This is a genomic window from Pseudomonas sp. MWU349, assembly GCF_017947325.1.
GTDB classification, from domain to species: domain Bacteria; phylum Pseudomonadota; class Gammaproteobacteria; order Pseudomonadales; family Pseudomonadaceae; genus Aquipseudomonas; species Aquipseudomonas protegens.
In genome coordinates, this window is record NZ_JAFEVP010000001.1 from 170,289 (window position 1) to 188,020 (window position 17,732).

At 62.6% G+C, this 17,732-nt stretch carries 18 protein-coding genes and 3 tRNA genes; 11 read left to right on the top strand and 10 right to left on the bottom strand.

Annotated features, from left to right (window positions below; genetic code table 11):
* The first annotated feature begins 73 nt into the window (after window positions 1–73).
* A complete protein-coding gene (locus KCG88_RS00665) occupies window positions 74–1,135 on the top strand; it encodes an AI-2E family transporter (RefSeq protein WP_011062293.1) in 1,062 nt (353 codons plus the stop codon).
* On the opposite strand, the gene KCG88_RS00670 is transcribed toward KCG88_RS00665, so the two are convergent.
* From KCG88_RS00670 to KCG88_RS00680, 3 genes are all read right to left on the bottom strand, one after another.
* Window positions 1,132–1,314 (bottom strand): hypothetical protein, encoded by a 183-nt coding sequence (locus KCG88_RS00670; RefSeq protein WP_210711502.1) that lies wholly within the window; start codon window positions 1,312–1,314, stop codon window positions 1,132–1,134. The two genes, KCG88_RS00665 and KCG88_RS00670, sit on opposite strands and share 4 nt — an antisense overlap.
* Window positions 1,315–1,421: 107 nt before the next feature.
* Window positions 1,422–1,616, bottom strand: a complete 195-nt coding sequence (locus KCG88_RS00675; RefSeq protein ID WP_011062291.1) for a hypothetical protein — start codon at window positions 1,614–1,616, stop codon at window positions 1,422–1,424.
* A 248-nt stretch (window positions 1,617–1,864) separates the two neighbouring features.
* Window positions 1,865–2,233 (bottom strand): hypothetical protein, encoded by a 369-nt coding sequence (locus KCG88_RS00680; RefSeq protein ID WP_015636359.1) that lies wholly within the window; start codon window positions 2,231–2,233, stop codon window positions 1,865–1,867.
* A 249-nt stretch (window positions 2,234–2,482) separates the two neighbouring features.
* Between KCG88_RS00680 and KCG88_RS00685 the strand changes: the two genes are divergently transcribed.
* The gene (locus tag KCG88_RS00685; protein WP_047337332.1) at window positions 2,483–3,301 is read left to right on the top strand and encodes a shikimate 5-dehydrogenase; all 819 of its coding nucleotides are present in this window, start codon (window positions 2,483–2,485) and stop codon (window positions 3,299–3,301) included.
* A 103-nt stretch (window positions 3,302–3,404) separates the two neighbouring features.
* On the opposite strand, the gene KCG88_RS00690 is transcribed toward KCG88_RS00685, so the two are convergent.
* Window positions 3,405–4,055, bottom strand: a complete 651-nt coding sequence (locus KCG88_RS00690; RefSeq protein ID WP_011062288.1) for a DUF480 domain-containing protein — start codon at window positions 4,053–4,055, stop codon at window positions 3,405–3,407.
* 220 nt (window positions 4,056–4,275) lie between these two features.
* Window positions 4,276–6,795, bottom strand: a complete 2,520-nt coding sequence (locus KCG88_RS00695; RefSeq protein ID WP_210711503.1) for an alpha/beta hydrolase fold domain-containing protein — start codon at window positions 6,793–6,795, stop codon at window positions 4,276–4,278.
* 177 nt (window positions 6,796–6,972) lie between these two features.
* Here KCG88_RS00695 and KCG88_RS00700 point away from each other — a divergent pair, with 177 nt between their 5' ends.
* Complete coding sequence (locus tag KCG88_RS00700; protein ID WP_210711504.1) at window positions 6,973–7,995, top strand: AraC family transcriptional regulator; 1,023 nt, start codon at window positions 6,973–6,975, stop codon at window positions 7,993–7,995.
* A 72-nt stretch (window positions 7,996–8,067) separates the two neighbouring features.
* Complete coding sequence (locus tag KCG88_RS00705) at window positions 8,068–8,577, top strand: DUF1993 domain-containing protein (RefSeq protein WP_047337329.1); 510 nt, start codon at window positions 8,068–8,070, stop codon at window positions 8,575–8,577.
* A gap of 63 nt (window positions 8,578–8,640) precedes the next feature.
* Here the strand turns inward: KCG88_RS00705 and sstT are convergent, their stop codons facing one another.
* Window positions 8,641–9,870 (bottom strand): serine/threonine transporter SstT, encoded by a 1,230-nt coding sequence (sstT, locus tag KCG88_RS00710; RefSeq protein ID WP_047287966.1) that lies wholly within the window; start codon window positions 9,868–9,870, stop codon window positions 8,641–8,643.
* A 341-nt stretch (window positions 9,871–10,211) separates the two neighbouring features.
* On the opposite strand from sstT, the gene KCG88_RS00715 reads away from it, so the two are divergent.
* Complete coding sequence (locus KCG88_RS00715; RefSeq protein WP_210711505.1) at window positions 10,212–11,369, top strand: MFS transporter; 1,158 nt, start codon at window positions 10,212–10,214, stop codon at window positions 11,367–11,369.
* Here the strand turns inward: KCG88_RS00715 and nhaR are convergent, their stop codons facing one another.
* Complete coding sequence (gene nhaR / locus KCG88_RS00720; RefSeq protein ID WP_210711506.1) at window positions 11,370–12,275, bottom strand: transcriptional activator NhaR; 906 nt, start codon at window positions 12,273–12,275, stop codon at window positions 11,370–11,372. It lies immediately after the preceding gene.
* 134 nt (window positions 12,276–12,409) lie between these two features.
* Here nhaR and KCG88_RS00725 point away from each other — a divergent pair, with 134 nt between their 5' ends.
* A complete protein-coding gene (locus KCG88_RS00725; protein ID WP_011062281.1) occupies window positions 12,410–12,661 on the top strand; it encodes a hypothetical protein in 252 nt (83 codons plus the stop codon).
* Window positions 12,662–12,691: 30 nt separating this feature from the next.
* Window positions 12,692–13,447 carry a TerC family protein gene (locus KCG88_RS00730; protein ID WP_210711507.1) on the top strand — a complete coding sequence of 252 codons (756 nt, stop codon included), beginning with the start codon at window positions 12,692–12,694 and terminating at the stop codon, window positions 13,445–13,447.
* 79 nt (window positions 13,448–13,526) lie between these two features.
* Here the strand turns inward: KCG88_RS00730 and KCG88_RS00735 are convergent, their stop codons facing one another.
* Window positions 13,527–13,697: a hypothetical protein gene (locus KCG88_RS00735; protein WP_199521985.1), complete on the bottom strand. Its 171-nt coding sequence runs from the start codon at window positions 13,695–13,697 to the stop codon at window positions 13,527–13,529.
* A 222-nt stretch (window positions 13,698–13,919) separates the two neighbouring features.
* On the opposite strand from KCG88_RS00735, the gene KCG88_RS00740 reads away from it, so the two are divergent.
* Window positions 13,920–14,594 carry a peptidase C39 family protein gene (locus KCG88_RS00740; protein ID WP_210711508.1) on the top strand — a complete coding sequence of 225 codons (675 nt, stop codon included), beginning with the start codon at window positions 13,920–13,922 and terminating at the stop codon, window positions 14,592–14,594.
* 53 nt (window positions 14,595–14,647) lie between these two features.
* Here KCG88_RS00740 and pbpG read toward each other — a convergent pair whose 3' ends face one another.
* Both pbpG and folD read right to left on the bottom strand, forming a co-directional pair.
* The gene (pbpG, locus tag KCG88_RS00745; RefSeq protein ID WP_047287961.1) at window positions 14,648–15,586 is read right to left on the bottom strand and encodes a D-alanyl-D-alanine endopeptidase; all 939 of its coding nucleotides are present in this window, start codon (window positions 15,584–15,586) and stop codon (window positions 14,648–14,650) included.
* A 283-nt stretch (window positions 15,587–15,869) separates the two neighbouring features.
* Entirely contained in the window at window positions 15,870–16,724 is an 855-nt protein-coding gene (gene folD, locus KCG88_RS00750) for a bifunctional methylenetetrahydrofolate dehydrogenase/methenyltetrahydrofolate cyclohydrolase FolD (protein WP_210711509.1), read from the bottom strand.
* Between the two features lie 280 nt (window positions 16,725–17,004).
* Between folD and KCG88_RS00755 the strand changes: the two genes are divergently transcribed.
* The 3 genes from KCG88_RS00755 (at window position 17,005) to KCG88_RS00765 (ending at window position 17,331) form a co-directional block, all read left to right on the top strand.
* Window positions 17,005–17,081: transfer RNA gene (locus tag KCG88_RS00755), tRNA-Arg, on the top strand.
* 32 nt (window positions 17,082–17,113) lie between these two features.
* Window positions 17,114–17,189: transfer RNA gene (locus KCG88_RS00760), tRNA-His, on the top strand.
* A gap of 57 nt (window positions 17,190–17,246) precedes the next feature.
* Window positions 17,247–17,331 (top strand) — tRNA-Leu (locus tag KCG88_RS00765).
* The last annotated feature ends 401 nt before the right edge of the window (window positions 17,332–17,732 follow it).

Consider the following 17,732-nt stretch of genomic DNA (forward strand, 5'->3'; position numbering starts at 1 on the left):
CGGCACTCGGCGCCGCGGCCGGGGACTAAGCCTCAGGACGCTGATTTTCCGCGTGACAGACCTGGACCTGTAGATGAACCAAACCAACCTGCAAAACAAAAGCCTGCTGCTGTTGCTGGCACTGGTGACCCTGGCCTTTATCTGGATTCTGCTGCCGTTCTACGGTGCGCTGTTCTGGGCCGTGATCCTGGGCATTGTCTTCGCCCCCTTGCAACGCCGGCTGCAGGCCCGCTTCGGCTGGCAGCGCAACTTGACGTCCCTGTGCACCCTGTTGATCTGCCTGGTGATCGCGATTCTGCCGGTGATCATCACCAGCGTGCTGCTGGTGCAGGAGGGGGCCGAGCTGTACAAGAAAATCGAAAGCGGCCAGCTGGATATCGCCGCCTACCTGGCTCAGTTCAAGCACAGCCTGCCGCCGTACTTCCAGCACCTGCTGGACCGCTTCGGCCTGGGTGAGCTCAAGGGGCTGCAGGAGAAGGTGGTCAAGAGCGCGATGCAGGGCAGCCAGTACCTGGCGACCCAGGCTTTCAGCTTCGGCCAGGGCACCTTCGAGTTCGTGGTGAGCTTCTTCATCATGCTCTACCTGCTGTTTTTCTTTCTGCGCGACGGCCCCGAGCTGGTGCGCAAGATCCGCACCGCCGTGCCCCTGGCGGAATACCAGAAGCGCCGCCTGCAATTGAAGTTCAACCGAGTGGTGCGGGCCACGGTCAAGGGCAATGTGCTGGTGGCGGTGACCCAGGGCGCCCTGGGGGGCTTGATCTTCTGGTTCCTCGACATTCCCAGCGCCTTGCTCTGGGCGGTGCTGATGGCGTTCCTGTCACTCTTGCCGGCGGTGGGGGCGGGGATTGTCTGGGGGCCGGTGGCGGCCTACTTCCTGATCAGCGGAGCGATCTGGCAAGGGGTGGTGCTGGGGCTGTTCGGGGTGTTCGTGATCGGCCTGGTGGACAACCTGCTGCGGCCGATCCTGGTGGGCAAGGACACCAAGATGCCGGATTACCTGATCCTGATCTCGACCCTGGGAGGGCTGGCGATCTTCGGCCTCAACGGCTTTGTCATCGGGCCCCTGATCGCCGCGCTGTTCATGTCCAGCTGGGCCCTGTTCGTCGAGACCCGGCCCCGGGTGCAGTTGCCTTAGGGCTGGACGGCGCGCAGCGCCAGTTGCCTGGACAGGGTCTGGGCGGCGGGCAGGGAGGTCAGCGGACCGCTGACCATCTCGCCGTCGCGCACCAGGTACCAGCAAGCCAGCAACCTCAGCTCCCTGAGCGATGCGGGGACCGCACTGCCAATGACGGACATGATCTGAACCTTGGGCATGACAACCTCCTCGATCTGAGGGGGTTACCTTACAAAGCCCCAAGTGCTACGAAAAATCACCCAACCTGATAGTGGACATTGATGTCGGTGCTACCGCAGACGGCACTTCAGTCCACCACCTGGTCGAGCATGTGCAGCACTTCCTGCTCGTTGAGCAGGCCCTTGCGCACCAGGTTCTGGGCCAGCAGCGAGAGGAACTTGGCGCTGCGGTGGCCTTCCAGGTGCTTGAGTTCGGTCAGGGCGTCGTACACCCGGCTGGAGGTGCAGAGGCCGGCGACGCGGTGCGGGTTTTGCGTGGGCATGGATTCGTCCTTGTTGTTATGGGCCTGTGGCGAGCGGACTGTGTCGATCTTGTCGTCCTTGAATGACACAAACATGACAGTCGCATGTCGCTCACGGCAGCCGTGGGATCAGTACACTATTGCCGGATTTAAACGCAAATACTGTTCCAGCCACGACATGTTCGAGAATTATTCAGACATTCGGATAGTGGCAAAATGCAACAAGCCCCGCTTTGGGGGCGGGGCCTGTTGTTTGATTCTGCTTGCGCTTACCAGCGGCCGGGACCCGGTCCGTAGTAGTAATGCGGATGGCCGTAGTAGCCGCGAGGTGGCCCGTAGTACACCGGTGCCGGGCGGTAGTAGACCGGTTGCTGCACATAGACCGGTGCCGGCTGGTAGTAGACCGGTGGCGGCGGTGCGGCATAGACCGGCTGCGGTTGGACATACACCGGCGCTTGCTGCACATAGACCGGGCGATCCTGGTTGGCGATCACCGAACCCACTACGGCAGCGCCGACAACAGCACCCAAGGCGGCGGGCCCGACCCAGCCACCACCACCGTGGGCTGAAGCCTGGCCTGCGACAGCGAGTGCACCAATGAGCAAGGCTATCTTGGGGATTTTGGAGATCATGGTCATTCCTCGGTTCAACCCCAGCGTTTATGGTCTGCACCAGACTCAAGAACTGACGCGGGGATACTTCTAAGACAGCGGTTCCTGCGAAATCTGCACAGGCGCTGAGTAAATATTGTGTAAGGTCTGTACCGGTCTCTTTACCGTCATCCCTGGGCGGTGGCGAAGGCCGGTGAGCACGCGCCGATATGATCAGGCCAAGCGGCGCGCCAGACCAATCCCGTCCATCTGAAAGTGCTGAGCGAGGAAACCGATATGCAAATGAACCCCAACAAAGACACTCAGTTGTGCATGTCCTTGTCCGGGCGCCCGGGGAATTTCGGCCTGCGTTTTCACAACCACCTGTATGAGCAGTTGGGGCTCAATTTCTACTACAAGGCCTTCAGCAGCCAGGACCTGCCCGGCGCCGTCGCCGGGATCCGGGCGCTGGGCATCCGCGGTTGCGGGGTGTCCATGCCGTTCAAGGAAGACTGCATCGCCCTGGTGGATGAGCTGGACGCCTCGGCCCGGGCCATTGCCTCGATCAATACCATCGTCAACACCAACGGCCATCTCAAGGCCTACAACACCGACTACATCGCCGTGGCGCAATTGCTCGCGGGCCACGGGGTGCCCCGAGAGTCGAGCTTTGCCCTGCGCGGCAGCGGCGGCATGGCCAAGGCCGTGGCCAGTGCCTTGCGTGATGGTGGTTATGCCAACGGGGTGATCGTGGCCCGCAACGAAGTGGCCGGGCGCGCCCTGGCCAGCTCCCTGGGTTATGAGTGGCAGGCCGAGTTGGGCAGCCTGCGGCCGCAGATGCTGATCAACGTCACCCCGATCGGCATGAGCGGCGGGCCAGAGGCGCAGCAGCTGGCGTTCGACGCCGAGGCGATCACGGCTGCGCGGACGGTGTTCGATGTGGTGGCGGTGCCACCGGAGACGCCGTTGATCCTGCGGGCCCGGGCCGAGGGCAAGCAGGTCATCACCGGGCTGGAAGTGATTGCCATCCAGGCCCTGGAGCAGTTCGTGCTTTATACCGGGGTGCGCCCGAGCGAAGAGCAGTTCCAGAAGGCCGTGGCCTTCGCCCGCCCCTGAGCCCGCAACCCTGTCGCCGCTGCCGCGGGCTGCGACAAGGCCCGCAGAGTGAAAGCGGCGCCCCCTTCGAGGTCGATCGCCGCCTGCGCAGCGGCTCCAGGGTTCAGCCTTCGAGTTGGGCCAGGCGCTCTTCCAGGGCAGCGATCCGCGCTTCCAGTTCTTCGATGCGTTCCACCGAAACCGCGCCGCCGGCGCTGCGCTCCACCGGGTTGCTGCGGGCGGCGAGGATTGCCTCGATGTCCGCCGGGTCACCCAGGGCGTGGGTATAACGGTCTTCGCGCTGGCCGGCCTGCCGCGGAATGTGCAGGGCCAGGCCCCGGGCAATCAGGCGTTCGAGCTGGTGCAGTACCTGCTCGCTGTCTTCGAAATCATGCATGCGCCCGCTACGGGTCAGCAGTTCGTTGACCGTCTGCGGGCCGCGCAGAAACATCAGGCCGCACAGGATCAGTTGCGCCGGCACCAGTTCCAGGGCCTTGTCCAGGCGCTGTTCCCAGCGGTCGGCGCGGCTGCCCATCACCAGGCGGGTGAAGCCCCGGGCTTCGAGGGCACGCAGGCTTTGCCCGACCTGGCCCTGGGTCAGGTTCATCACCGGTTCGCGGCTGGTTTTCTGATTGCAGGCAATCACCAGGGCGTTGAGGGTCAGGGGGTAGGTTTCCGGGCTGGTGGCCTGCTTTTCGATCAACGAACCCAGGATGCGGATATCGGTACTGCTCAAGCGCAGTGCTTCACCGGGTGTGTCGTGCTCGCTGCTCATAAGTGCTGGTCCCTTGGTCACTGATGGATGGATCGTGAAAAAAACGCCACCGGGCGCTGGAACAGCGTCCGGGTTTTCCGCGTGGCCGGGTCGGCCACTTTCGAGGGGCTCTGTTTTACCTCCAGAACCCGGATCTTGCCATCAGAACTTGGCGCGCCCCGCGCCGGCACTGGTTGACCGGGGCGCCCCCGCTACCATGCTTTGGGCGAGGGCGGCCGGTTCAGCTGGGTTGCGGATCTGTTGCAGGTTGTGACGTACGGGGTGAGTCGGCGGCCTGCGAGGTTTTGCCCGCGGTCTCCAGGCACTGGCGGGCAAACCGGGAGAGGCCCAGCAGGGCGTTTCTCGCCGAGCGCAGGTAGAACGCCTGCAACTGGAATACGTGCCAGCGGCCCTGGTGGATTTCCAACTGGCAAGCCACCCCGGATTGCCGGGCACGCTCGGCCAGGCGCGTGGAGTCGGACAGCAGCAGTTCCTGGTCGCCCACCTGGATCAGCATCGGTGGCAAGCCGCGCAGGTCTGCTTCCAGGGGGCGGTGGCTCAGTGCTTGAACGGGCGCTGCGTAGGCCTTGAGGGCTTGCTCCAGCCAGTCGCGGCGGATCATTGGGTCGGCCTGCTGGCGCGATTGCAGGCTGGCGCCGCCCAGGTCCGGATCGGTGACCGGCGACAGCAGCATCAGCCCGGCGGCAATCCCGTCACCACGCTCCTTCAGGGCCAGGGCCAGGGCCAGCACCAGGGCGCCGCCGGCGGAGTCGCCGGCGATCAGCAGCTTGTCCGCCGGGCACAGCTGGGCGCGGATCGCGTCATAGCAGGCCAGGCAATCCTCCAGCGCGGCGGGGTAGGGGTGTTCCGGGGCCAGCCGGTAGTGCGGCACCCACACCGCACAGCCGCTGTCCCTGGCCAGGCGGCTGGTGACGCTGTAGTGAGAGCGCGGGCTGCCCAGGCAGAAGGCGCCTCCGTGCAGGTAGAGAATCACCCCCCTGGGCGCCGTGCTTGCCGGTTCGACAATCTGCACCGAGAGCCCGTCCAGCGGCATGCTCCGGCGGTTCACGCCCAGGCAGCCGGGCATCAGCCATGACAGCAGGTCGACTATCTTGCGCTGGCTGGCCAGGGCCCGGGGCGGGCCGATCAAGGCCCTGAAACTGGCCCGCAGGAAAACCCGCAGGAAGGCTGCGTTGGCCCGCTCCAACCAGTCCCGGGGGGCGGCGATGCGTTGCCCGTCGCTGGCTGGGGACTGGGTGCCCAGCGGGCTGGACAGGCGATAGGCCGCCAGCCCGGCATAGCGCGCCAGCCAGCGGTAGGACCAGGTGAAGCCTGGCCAGTTGGTGCTGTTGTGCCCCCGTTCGTCGACATACCAGCTCTTGCAGCCGCTCCACACCGAAGTGGCCAGGCGGCGCTGGATGCCCAGTTGAAAGCGCTGGTGGCGGTGTTCATCCACTTCCACGTGGCTGGCGCCGCTGTCCAGCAGGGCCTGGCGGGCCTGCATGACGTGGGAGATCTGGCTTTCCAGCATATGGATGATGGAGTTGTGGCCCAGGTTGGTGTTGGGCCCGTAGAGCATGAAGAAGTTGGGAAAACCCGGCACGCTGATGCCCAGGTAGGCCGCCGCGCCACCTTGCCAGGCCTGGTTCAGGTCGAGCCCGTCGCGTCCGGTGATGCGCATGGGCGAGAGGAACTCGGTGGCGGCAAAACCGGTGCCATAGATGATCGCGTCCACGGCGTGTTCTTCGCCGTCCAGGGTTTCGATGCCGTGCTCGGTGATCTGCCGGATGCCTCGGGTCAGCAAGTGCACGTGGGGCTGGTCGAAGGTCTTGAGGTAGTCGTTGGACAGCAGGATGCGCTTGCAGCCGATGGGATAGTCCGGGGTCATCTGCCGGCGCAGTTCGGGGCTGGCGACCGAGGTGTGCAGTAGCTTCTTGAACGGACCGCCGACCACCCACTTGGTCAGGCCCTGCAGGCGCGTGAAGCCCAGCGCCCGGGATTCGAAGTGCAGGTAGTGGGCCGCACGCACCAGCTTCATCTTCCAGGGCTGGCGCAGGAAGCGCTGTTTTTCCTCGGCGCTGTAGGGGCGGTCGGCCTTGGGCATGATGTAGGCCGGTGAGCGCTGGAAGACCTTGAGTTCGGCCACCTGCCTGGCAACCTCCGGGACGAACTGGATGGCCGAGGCGCCGGTGCCGATCACCGCCACCCGCTTGCCCGCCAGGGGATAGTCATGATCCCAGTGGGCGGAGTGGAAGACCTGGCCGCGGAAGTGGGCCATGCCCGGCAGGTCGGGCAGGGCCGGGCGGCTCAACTGGCCGGTGGCGCTGATCAGCAGGCGGGCGGCATGGTGCTGGCCATCGGCGCAGGTGACGTGCCAGCAGGCACTGGCGGTATCGAATTGGGCATGGCGCACCTCGGCGCCGAAGTGGATATGGGGTGTGAGCTCATAGACGCTGGCGCAATGTTGCAGGTAACCATGGATTTCTGCCTGGGGCGCGAAGACCCGGGACCAGTGCGGGTTGGGTTCGAAGGAAAACGAATACAGGTGCGAGGGCACGTCGCAGGCAGCGCCGGGATAGCTGTTGTCGCGCCAGACGCCGCCCACGTCCTGGCCTTTTTCAAGAATGACGAAACGGTGCACGCCCGCCTTGCGCAGGGCAATGGCCATGCCCAGGCCGCCAAAGCCGCTGCCGATGATGATGGCCTCCAGCGGTGCGGCCGAGTGGGGGGCGGGGTGTGTCGCAGGTGCGAATTCGGGCATGACGACCTCGTTGTTATTGTTGTGCGGCGTAGGGTTGATGCTCCCGGGGCCACTTCCTTGTTTCTGCGGTGCAGCCCCGACCAGTGAAGCATGCGGGGAATAAACCGTGGACCCCATGCTGCAACGGGACAAGTGCTTTAGTATTTGGGCCAACACCTTTCTTCGTGAGCCGCGCCCATGAGCACTCAGTCGTTCACCCGGGGACCGTCCAGCGCCTTGCTGCTGCTCGGTTTCGGCTGCGAAAAGGGCTTGGCGCCAGCGCGGTTGCTGGCCGGTTGCGGGCTGTCCCGGGAGCAGTTGCAAAACCCCAACAGCCTGCTGCCGGCGGCCCAGGAGTTGCGCCTGGCCAGTAACCTGCTGGCGCTGCTCGGCCAGCCCCGGGGCCTGGGGTATGCAGTGGGGGCGCGTTATCACTTCTCCACCTATGGCCTGTTCGGCTACGGCCTGATCAGCAGCGCCACCCCGGCGGATGCCCTGGCCCTGGCCTTGCGCTTCCTGCCGCTGACCTATGCCTTTGCCGAGATCGGCTACCGGGTGGAGCCGGGGCTCGGGGTGCTGACCTTTGCCGAGCCTCGGGTGGCGGACCCCTTGTTGGCGCAGTTCCTGTTACAGCGGGACATGGCGGCCGCCGCGACGCTGATGCAGGAAATAGTCGGTGCGGATTTTCGCCTGCTGCGTTTCGGCCGCAGTGTCAGCCCTGAGCTGGAAGGGGACGAGCCGGCGCAGATTCTTGGGGTGCCCGCCGACTATCGGGCCGACGCCAATACCCTGGCCTTCGACCGGCGTTTCCTGCACCGGCCCTTGCCCCAGGCCAACCCGCTGACGGTGGCCATGTGCGAGCAGATGTGCGCGCAGTTGCTGGAGCGGCGACAGGCCCATCAGGGAGTTGCCGCGCTGGTCCGCCAGCACCTGGATGCCCTGCCGGCGGCAAGCGTACCGGACTTGCCGGCCATGGCCCGGCTGCTGTGCATCAGCGTGCGGACCCTGAAGCGACGCTTGCAGGAGGAGGGCACCTGCTATCGGCAGGTACTGGCCGGGCATCGAGGCGCCCGGGCCCTGGAGTTGCTGGGCAATCCGCGGCTGAGCCTGACCCAGGTTGCCGAAAGGCTTGGCTTCAGTGATTTGTCGAGTTTCTCCCAGAGCTTCAAGCGCTGGTTCGGCGTGGCCCCCAGCGTATATCGCCAGGAGCGCTGCGGATAAAGGCCCCGTGCTGGCGTGCTGTGGCTATAATCGCTGCTTGCTGTATTCCCGCCATTCCCTGTCGAGACTGTCATGACTATTTCCCTGTACGCCGCTTCCGTTCCTGTCTTCAAGCAAATGCTCAATGCCTTGAGCGACGTGCTGCACAAGGCCGAAGCCCACGCCACGGCCAAGAACATCGAGCCCAACGCCCTGCTGCAGGCGCGCCTGTACCCGGACATGTTCCCGCTGGTGCGCCAGGTGCAGATCGCCGTGGACTTCGCCAAGGGCGTATCGGCGCGCCTGGCCGAAGTCGAGCTGCCCAAGTACGACGACACTGAAACCACCTTCGCCGACCTGCAGGCGCTGATCGCCAAGGTCCTGGCCTTTATCGACGGCCTCCAGCCGGCGCAGATCGATGGCAAGGAAGGCATCGAGATCGTGACCCGTCCGGGCACCCCGAAAGAGAAACGCTTCAGTGGCCAGTCCTACCTGTTGACCTACGGCCTGCCGCAGTTCTTCTTCCACGTCACCACCACCTACGCGATCCTGCGTCACAACGGTGTGGAAGTGGGCAAGCGCGACTACATGGGCGCGTTCTAAACCCCAGGCGATAAAAAAGCCCGGCCAGGGTCAACCTGGCCGGGCTTTTTTGTGGCCGTTGGATCAGGCGGCTTGCGCCTTGTCTTCCTGGGCCATGCACGCGGCGGCGGTGAAGAGTACGTCGGTGGAGGAGTTCAACGCGGTTTCCGCCGAATCCTGCAGCACGCCGATGATGAAGCCTACGGCCACCACCTGCATGGCGATTTCGCTGGGAATGCCGAACAGGCTGCAGGCCAGGGGAATCAGCAGCAGCGAACCGCCGGCCACGCCGGAAGCACCGCAGGCGCAGATGGCGGCGACCACGCTGAGCAGCACCGCGGTGGGCAGGTCGACGGCGATACCGAGGGTGTGCACGGCGGCCAGGGTCAGCACGGTGATGGTGATTGCCGCGCCGGCCATGTTGATGGTGGCGCCCAGCGGGATCGACACCGAGTAGGTGTCTTCATGCAGGCCCAGGCGCTTGCTCAGTTCCAGGTTGACCGGAATGTTGGCCGCCGAGCTGCGGGTGAAGAAGGCGGTGATGCCGCTTTCGCGCAGGCAGGTCAGCACCAGCGGGAAGGGGTTGCGGCGGATCTTCCAGAACACGATCAACGGGTTCATCACCAGGGCCACGAACAGCATGCAGCCGATCAGGACCGCCAGCAGGTGCAGGTAGCCGAGCAGGGCGTCGAAGCCCGAGTTGGCCAGGGTCGAGGCCACCAGGCCGAAGATCCCCAGCGGCGCGAAGCGGATCACCACACGCACGATGACCGTTACTCCGTTGGACAGGTCGTCGAGCACGGTACGGGTGGTCTCGCCGGCATGGCGAATGGCCACGCCCATGCCAATGGCCCAGGCCAGGATGCCGATGAAGTTGGCGTTCATCAGGGCGCTGACCGGGTTGTCCACCACGCTCAGTACCAGGCTTTGCAGCACCTCGCTGATACCGCCGGGCGCGCTGATGGCCACGTCGTGGGTCGACAGCACCAGGGCGGAAGGGAACAGGCTGCTGGCGATCACCGCTACCGCGGCGGCGGCGAAGGTGCCCAGCAGGTAGAGCACCAGGATCGGCCGGATATGGGTTTCCTGGCCGTGCTTGTGGTTGGCGATGGAGGCCATGACCAGCACGAACACCAGGATCGGGGCCACGGCCTTGAGCGCGGAGACGAATACCTTGCCGATAAAGGTGGTGGATTTCGCCACCTCCGGTGCCAGCAGTGCCAGGGCGATACCGGCGATCAGGCCGATAACGATCTGCGTGACCAGGCTCAGGCGTTTGAGGGAATGCAGGAAGGAAGGGGGTGAAGCGCTCATAGCGGTATCTCTGTTTTTTTTAATGTGCGGAGCCTGCCGGCCGCCAGTGCTGGTGGTTGAACCGCCAGGCACAGACACAGTCTGAAAAGGCGACGGGCGATCGAGACGTTTGAAGGGTAGACGAACTCGATAGGGCCTGTTTTTAGCAGGGGGCGGACTTTATCACAGCAGGCCGGGGTTACCGCGTCGATGTGACGATCTGCCACTTGCCCCTTGCAGAGCCGTGCACGCGGTGGTTGCCCGCAGCCGGGCGCACTCTGTTAAGATTCGCCATCCCCTTTTTCTATCCAGTCAGCGGGCCCTTCGGGCTGTCGCTGCTGTCGCTGTTTCTGGAGTTCTGCATGCTGTTGCCCATCCTGCTGTTGTCGGCCGCCGGTTTTACCGTGCTGACTACGGAGTTCATCATCGTCGGCCTGTTGCCCTCGATTGCCCGCGACCTGCAGGTCAGCGTGTCCCAGGCCGGGCTGCTGGTGACCCTGTTCGCCTTTACCGTGGCTGCCTTCGGGCCATTTCTGACCGCCTACTTCGCGCGCTTTCCCCGCAAGAAGCTGTTTATCAGCGTGCTGGTAATGTTCGGCCTGGCCAATACCCTGGCGGCGCTGGCACCGAACATCTGGGTGATGTCCCTGGCGCGGCTGGTACCAGCCCTGGGGTTGCCGGTGTTCTGGGCCCTGGCCAGCGAGACGGCGGTGGACATCGTCGGCCCGGACTACGCCGGGCGAGCGATTGCCAAGATTGGCTTCGGCATTGTTTGCGCCACGGTGTTCGGGATTCCCGTGGGCACCCTGATTGCCGATGCGTTCGGCTGGCGCAGCGCCTTCGGCATCCTGGCGGTGGTGGCGTTCGCCAAGGCCCTGTTGCTGTTTATCTACCTGCCGCAAACCCGCCAGCACAACGAGCAGGTGAGCCTGCGGGCGCAGTTTCGCATCCTGCGCAGCCCGCTGATGCAAGGGCATGTGCTGCTGTCGATCCTGGTATTTAGCGGCATGTTCACCGCCTACACCTACCTGGCGGACATACTCGAGCGCTTGGCCGGGTTCGACGGTGCGTTGGTGGGCTGGTGCCTGATGGGCTTTGGCGCCGTGGGCCTGATTGGCAATTCCCTGGGCGGCCGGGCGGTGGACCGTCACCCGCTGATCGCCTCCATGGTGTTCTGCGCACTGATGATCGGCGGCATGGTAGCCCTGGTGCCGAGCATTCATTCGACCCTGGGGCTGGCAGCGGCCATGGCCATCTGGGGCGTGACCCAGGCGGCGATGTTCCTGGTCAGCCATGTGCGCTTGATCAAGGCGGCCCCTCAGGCGCCGGCCTTCGCCGCTTCGTTGAACATCGCCGGGGCCAACCTGGGCATTGGCCTGGGGGCAATGGTCGGCGGCCGGGTGATCGATACCCTGGGCCTGGGCAGCCTGGGGTTCGCGGCCTCGGGTTTCATTCTGCTGTCGATCGCCTTGGCGCTGCTGCTGATGAAGCTCAAAGCGCCGAGTGCCTGCACTTCCTGATCAGGGATTGAGGGGGGTGAACAGTTCCCGTCGCGCCCCTTCGGTAATGGCCACGATGCCGGGGTGCTTGACCTTGCGCTCCACGGAAATGGCGTAGAACGACTCGGCCACGGCATCGGTCTGGCCAATCAGTTGCACCCCGTACTGTTGCATGACCTCGTCGGCAATCACGCTGGGGGCGATGAAGATTCCACTGCCGGATTGGCCAAAGGCCTGTATCAGGGCGCTGTCGTCGAATTCACCGATGATCCGTGGTTGCAACTGTTGCTCGGCGAACCAGCGCAACAGGCGGCTGCGGACCACGGTTTCCTGCCCGGGAATCAGCAGTGGCGCGCCGTGCAGGCCCCGGGGGAAGTCAGCGCCGTGCCGCCGCGCCAGCTCTTGGGTGGCGAAGAAACTGATGCCGCATTCCCCGAGCTTCTGGCTGTAGCCCTTGATGTCCAGGTGCGAGGGCATCGGGCTGTCGGAAATCACCAGGTCCAGGCGCTGGATGGCCAGGTCTGCCAGCAGGCGCTCGAGCTTGTCTTCGCGGCAGGTCAGGCGGATCGGTTCGCTGAGCTCCATGGTCGGGGCGATCAGGCGATAGACGATGGACTTGGGCACCACATCCGCGACGCCGACCCGGAACTGGATCTGCTGTTCGTCGGGGCGGGCGCGGAGCATGGCTTCCAGTTCGCCCCCGAGCTGGAACATCTGCTCGGCGTAGGGCAGGGCCTGGCGTCCGGCTTCGGTCAGCTCCAACTGGCGGCCAACCCGGCGAAACAATTCGATGCCGTAAGTCTGTTCCAGCAGGCTGATCTGGCCGCTGATGGTTTGCGGGGTCAGGTTCAGCTGGTCGCAGGCACGCACGATGCTGCCGGTCTTGGCCACAACCCAGAAGTAATGCAGTTGGCGGTAGTTGAGCATGGGTGCATTCAGTTCGTAAAAAACGAAGTATAACTGCTAAAAAAACGAATTTTCCTGAAGTATCACTCTCCTTAGAATGCGTCGCTATCGCCGGGGCCCTGCTGGGTCCCGTCCGTTCTATCGAGGAATACGGCATGTCATTCAAAACCTTGGGCGCAGCGTCGCTGCTGGCCCTGTCTATGCTGACCCTGGCGGGTTGTGACCAGGCGGAAAAAAGCGCGCAGCAGATGCTGGGCAAGGCGGCGGAGTCGGCCAAGCAGGCTATCGACGATACCCACAAAGCGGCAGAACAGGCGCTCAGCGATGCGACACAGAGCGTGACCGGCAAGGAAAAGCCAGAGGACGACAGCGAGAAGAAACCAGCGCCTGCGTCCCAGGAAATCTGATCTTTCATACAACCGAGTCAGGATTGACCCATGGATTACCTTTTACAGCTCGCTGCAAGCCCCACCGCCTGGGTCGCCCTGGCCACCCTGGTGGTGATGGAGATCGTGCTTGGCATCGATAACCTGATCTTTATCTCCATCCTCACCAACAAGTTGCCGCAAAAGCACCGGGCCAAGGCACGGCGCATCGGTATCGGCATGGCCTTGATCCTGCGCCTGGCGCTGCTCAGTACCATTGCGTTCATCGTCCAGCTCACTGAGCCGGTGATTGAAGTGATGGGGCAGAGTTTCTCCTGGAAGGACATGATCCTGATTGCCGGTGGCCTGTTCCTGGTGTGGAAAGCCACCACGGAAATCCACCACAGCATGGACCCTGAACCTGAGCAGGCCAAGAACGAGACTCCGGGCGTGGCGATCGGCTTTGCCGCGGCGATCGGTCAGATCCTGTTGCTGGACATGGTGTTCTCCATCGACAGCATCATTACTGCAGTCGGCATGACCGAGCATTTGCCGATCATGATCATTGCCGTGGTGGTGTCGGTGCTGGTGATGCTGCTGGCGGCCGAACCGCTGGCCAAGTTCATCAATGACAACCCGACTGTGGTGATGCTGGCCCTGGGCTTCCTGATCATGATCGGCATGACCCTGATCGCCGAAGGTTTCGGTGCCCATGTGCCCAAGGGCTATGTGTATGCGGCGATGGCCTTCTCGGCGGCCATTGAGAGTCTCAATATGCTGGCCCGCCGTGCCCGGCAAAAGCGCCAGGCGGCCCATGCCGACGCTTGATCCGCAGCCATGACTGGCGGCCGCCTGTACTCCTTGGAGTCGGGCGGCCGCTTTGTTTCAGGGGTAGGGGAAACCAGGATCAGTGGGCAGCGGCAGGGCGCCGGGCGCTCTTTTCGGCCTTGATGAGAGGGGCTGGCTGCTGGGGCTGATGATGGTGGCGGCGGGTAATGCGCAGCACGCCCCAGAGCATAGCGGCGGCTACCGCCAGCCAGCCGAGGATCAGCATCAGGATGGTCGTTGTCAGGCTCATAAGTGCCTCCTTTATGCCCCGTGCGGGGCACACACTCTTAACAATCGACAGTCTAGTAGCCTGTGTGTTTCAAGCTATTGACCAATAGTCGAGAGTCTTCGAACACTTCGCTCTATGGTTTTCAATTAACTGGCGCCTAACGCTATACCCTTGCCCGCGGGGGCCCTATTATCAGGGCCCCAGCCGGAGGCGGGTCGCCCGGTGTCTGAATAGAGAGCAAAGATGGTGCGGGTATTTCCTCGGTTTCGAGTGGCGCTGCTGGCCAGCGCCTGTGTCTTGGCCCTGGCCGGTTGTGCCGGTAGCGTGCAGCCCGACATCCAGCGCCTGCCGGAACGTGTCGAACTCAACAGCGTGCCGTCTTTCCGTGGCCAGATGTACCACAGCGGCCCAGGTGCACTGGCCAGCATGCTGTCACAGCAGGGCGTGGTGATCACGCCCGGTCTGCTGGACAAGCCATTGCATCTGCCGGGTGCCGAGGCGCAGTTGCAGCAGAACATGCAGAACCTGGCGCGTGAATACGGCATGGTCGTCTATCCCCTGGATAACCAACTGTCGGCGTTGCTGACGCAGGTGGCGGCGGGTTACCCGGTGCTGGTGCGCTTTACCGAGGGTTCGACATTCTGGGCTGAGCCGCGCTATGCGGTGCTGGCCGGCTATAACCGCGACAAGCAGACAGTGCTGTTGCGGGGGGCGAAAAGCCGTCGGCAACTGATGAGCTTCAGCGACTTCGAGTCATCCTGGAAGAGTGCCGGCAGCTTTGCGGTATTGATCCAGTCCCCCAACCAATTGCCGGCCAAGGTGGATCGCCAGCGTTGGTTGAAAGCCGTCAATGAACTGGCACGGGCCGGCCAGGAGCAGGCGGCAACCCGGGCGAGCAAGGCACTGGACGGTCAGTGAGTGTGCCACAGACAACAACGGCGCCTGAGGGCGCCGTTGTTTTTTACCGGGTATCAGTGTGAGGCTTGGGGAGCGGCGACCTGACGGTTCTTCAGATTCTTGTCCGCTTTGTAGCGCAGGGCGACGTCCGGTACCGAGCCGCTCTTACCGGTTTCGACCCAGTTGCGGATGCGGCTGGCATCGGCGAAGTGGGTGTATTTGCCGAAGGCATCGAGAATCACCAGCGCTACCGGGCGATTACCCATGCTGGTGACCAGCACCAGGCAGTGGCCGGCCTGGTTGGTAAATCCGGTCTTGGTGATCTTGATGTCCCATTTCTCCTTGTTCACCAGGTGGTCGGTATTACGGAAGCCCAGGGTGTAGTTGGGCTTGCGAAAGGCTACGGTCTTTTCCTTGGTGGTGCTCAGTTCGCTGAGCAGCGGGTACTTGCGCGAAGCCACCAGCAACTTGCTCAGGTCTCGGGCAGTGGAAACGTTGTGGATCGACAGGCCTGTAGGCTCCACATAGCGGGTGTGGGTCATGCCCAGGGACTTGGCCTTGGCGTTCATTGCGGCGATGAACGCCGCGTAGCCGCCCGGGTAGTGATGGGCCAGGCTGGCGGCAGCGCGGTTTTCCGAAGACATCAGGGCGATCAGCAGTGTGTCCCGGCGGCTCAGCTCACTGTTGAGCTTGACCCGGGAGAACACCCCTTTCATTTCCGGGGTATCGCTGATGTTCATGGTGATGTACTCGTCCAGGGGCAGCTTGGCGTCCAGGACTACCATGGCGGTCATCAGCTTGGTCACCGAGGCGATGGGGACTATCACGTCCGGGTTGCTGGAATAGATGACTTTGTTGGTCTGCAGATCCAGCAGCAGGGCGCTGCCGGACGCGATATGCAATTGTGAAGTGTCTCTTGGCGCCGCGGTGGTTTCGCTGGCGTCGACGCTGTGCACGATCAGTGTGCCGGACACAGCAAACAACAAGCTGAGAATGGAGAGACGAATTTTCACGCGGGCGGACTCGATAGAGAATGGATATGCCGTTGGGTAACGGGCTTTCTGGGAAAAACGTTACATTTTATGAGTATGGCTGAAGAACTGTCGATTGTTCTTCCACGGTCAGCCGAAAGCCCTTAAAAATAAAGAAAAAACACGTTTTTTTCCTGAACGGTAGGGCTTTGTGCAGCAATGGGCGTGGGCTAAGAGTCTGGGGTGATAAAGAGCCCGGAGCGGCCTTTAATTTCAGAATAAAAAAACCCGCCATTGGCGGGTTTTCTGTTGCTGGGCGGCAAACTCAGCTGTGCAGCGATTCGGCTGCATACAGTGTGTTTTCCAGCAGGCAGGCGCGGGTCATGGGGCCGACGCCGCCAGGTACTGGAGTGATCCAGCCGGCGCGGGGCTGGGCGGTTTCATACACCACATCACCGACCAGCTTGCCGTCGTCCTGGCGATTGATGCCAACGTCGATGACGATAGCGCCTTCCTTGATCCACTCGCCCTTGACCAGGCCCGGCTTGCCGGCGGCGACTACTACCAGGTCGGCACGGCCGACATGACCTGCCAGGTCCTTGGTGAAGCGGTGGGTCACGGTCACGGTGCAACCGGCCAGCAGCAGTTCCATGGCCATCGGGCGACCCACGATATTGGAAGCGCCGACAACCACTGCATCCATGCCGTACAGATCGGCACCGGTGCTTTCCAGAAGGGTCATGATGCCCTTGGGGGTGCAAGGGCGCAGCAGTGGAATGCGCTGGGCCAGGCGACCGACGTTATAAGGATGGAAACCGTCCACGTCTTTGTCCGGGCGAATACGCTCCAGCAATAGAGAAGCGTCCAGATGCTCGGGAAGCGGCAACTGCAGCAGGACGCCATCGATGTTCGGGTCATCGTTGAGGCGGTCGATCAAGCCGGCCAGGTCCTCTTGAGTGGTGTTGGCGGGCAAGTCATAGGCTTGGGAAAGGAAGCCGACCTCTTCGCAGTCTTTACGCTTGTGCGAGACATAAACTTGAGAGGCCGGGTCGCTGCCGACCAGAATCACCGCGAGGCCTGGAGTACGCAGGCCTTGCTGGCGACGCTCGGCGACGCGTTTGGCGATCTGCTGGCGCAGGCTAGCGGCGATCGCCTTGCCGTCGATTAGTTGTGCAGTCATGACGCGTGATTAACCATCGAGAGGGTGAGAAAAAGAGAACGCATTCTCGCATGTCGGAACGTGAGGGCAAAGGCGCTTGGTCTGCAAATTCCCCTAAGCCCTTTAATTAAATGAATTTTTTTCAAAAAAGAGTTGACGACCTAACGGACCGTCTATAACATTCGTCGCACTTGTCGGGCACAGCCTAGCACTGGTTAAGAAGGTCGGGCAGAGTTGATGTTTAACTCGTAACGACTGAAAGCAATTAGTTTGTAATCGTTAAAGAATACAGATTAATAAGGCGCCCGTAGCTCAGCTGGATAGAGCATCCGCCTTCTAAGCGGATGGTCGCAGGTTCGAGTCCTGCCGGGTGCGCCATTAGGCAGCTTTGGCACAAGTAACGCAATATGGTGGGCGTAGCTCAGTTGGTAGAGCACAGGATTGTGACTCCTGTTGTCGTGGGTTCGATCCCCATCGTCCACCCCATATTCGAAGAAGGCGCCAGATTAATAGTCTGGCGCCTTTGCTTTAAAAGCTTGTTACGCGGACGTGGTGGAATTGGTAGACACACTGGATTTAGGTTCCAGCGCCGCAAGGTGTAAGAGTTCGAGTCTCTTCGTCCGCACCAATAAAGTAGCTAGTTAATAGCAGATAACGGCGCAGCACCTGAAAAGGGCTGCGCCGTTTTCGTTTCTGGATTCGATACCTCTAAGTGGCTGCATCCGATGAGCTGGTTGAGTGGCAGGATGTTGTCCTTTGGTCGTTGAAGGTTCCGGGCTTCAGCTATTGGCTGGTGTTTTTCAGGGGTGTGCTGAACGACGCCTTCTATATATAGAAGGGTTGAAGTAGAGGCCCTGGTTTGGTTCGCAATATTTGCTCTCATGGCGAGGCTCAATCCTTTGTCCCCGCCTTCACATTGCCGGCGGTTTTTTACCCGTTTTCAGTAGGGTGACTTCTTGAGTTTGACCCTCTAGAATGCATGCCCTTGATTCTGGGGTCGGAAAACGGCCGGCTAACGTCTGTGCAACG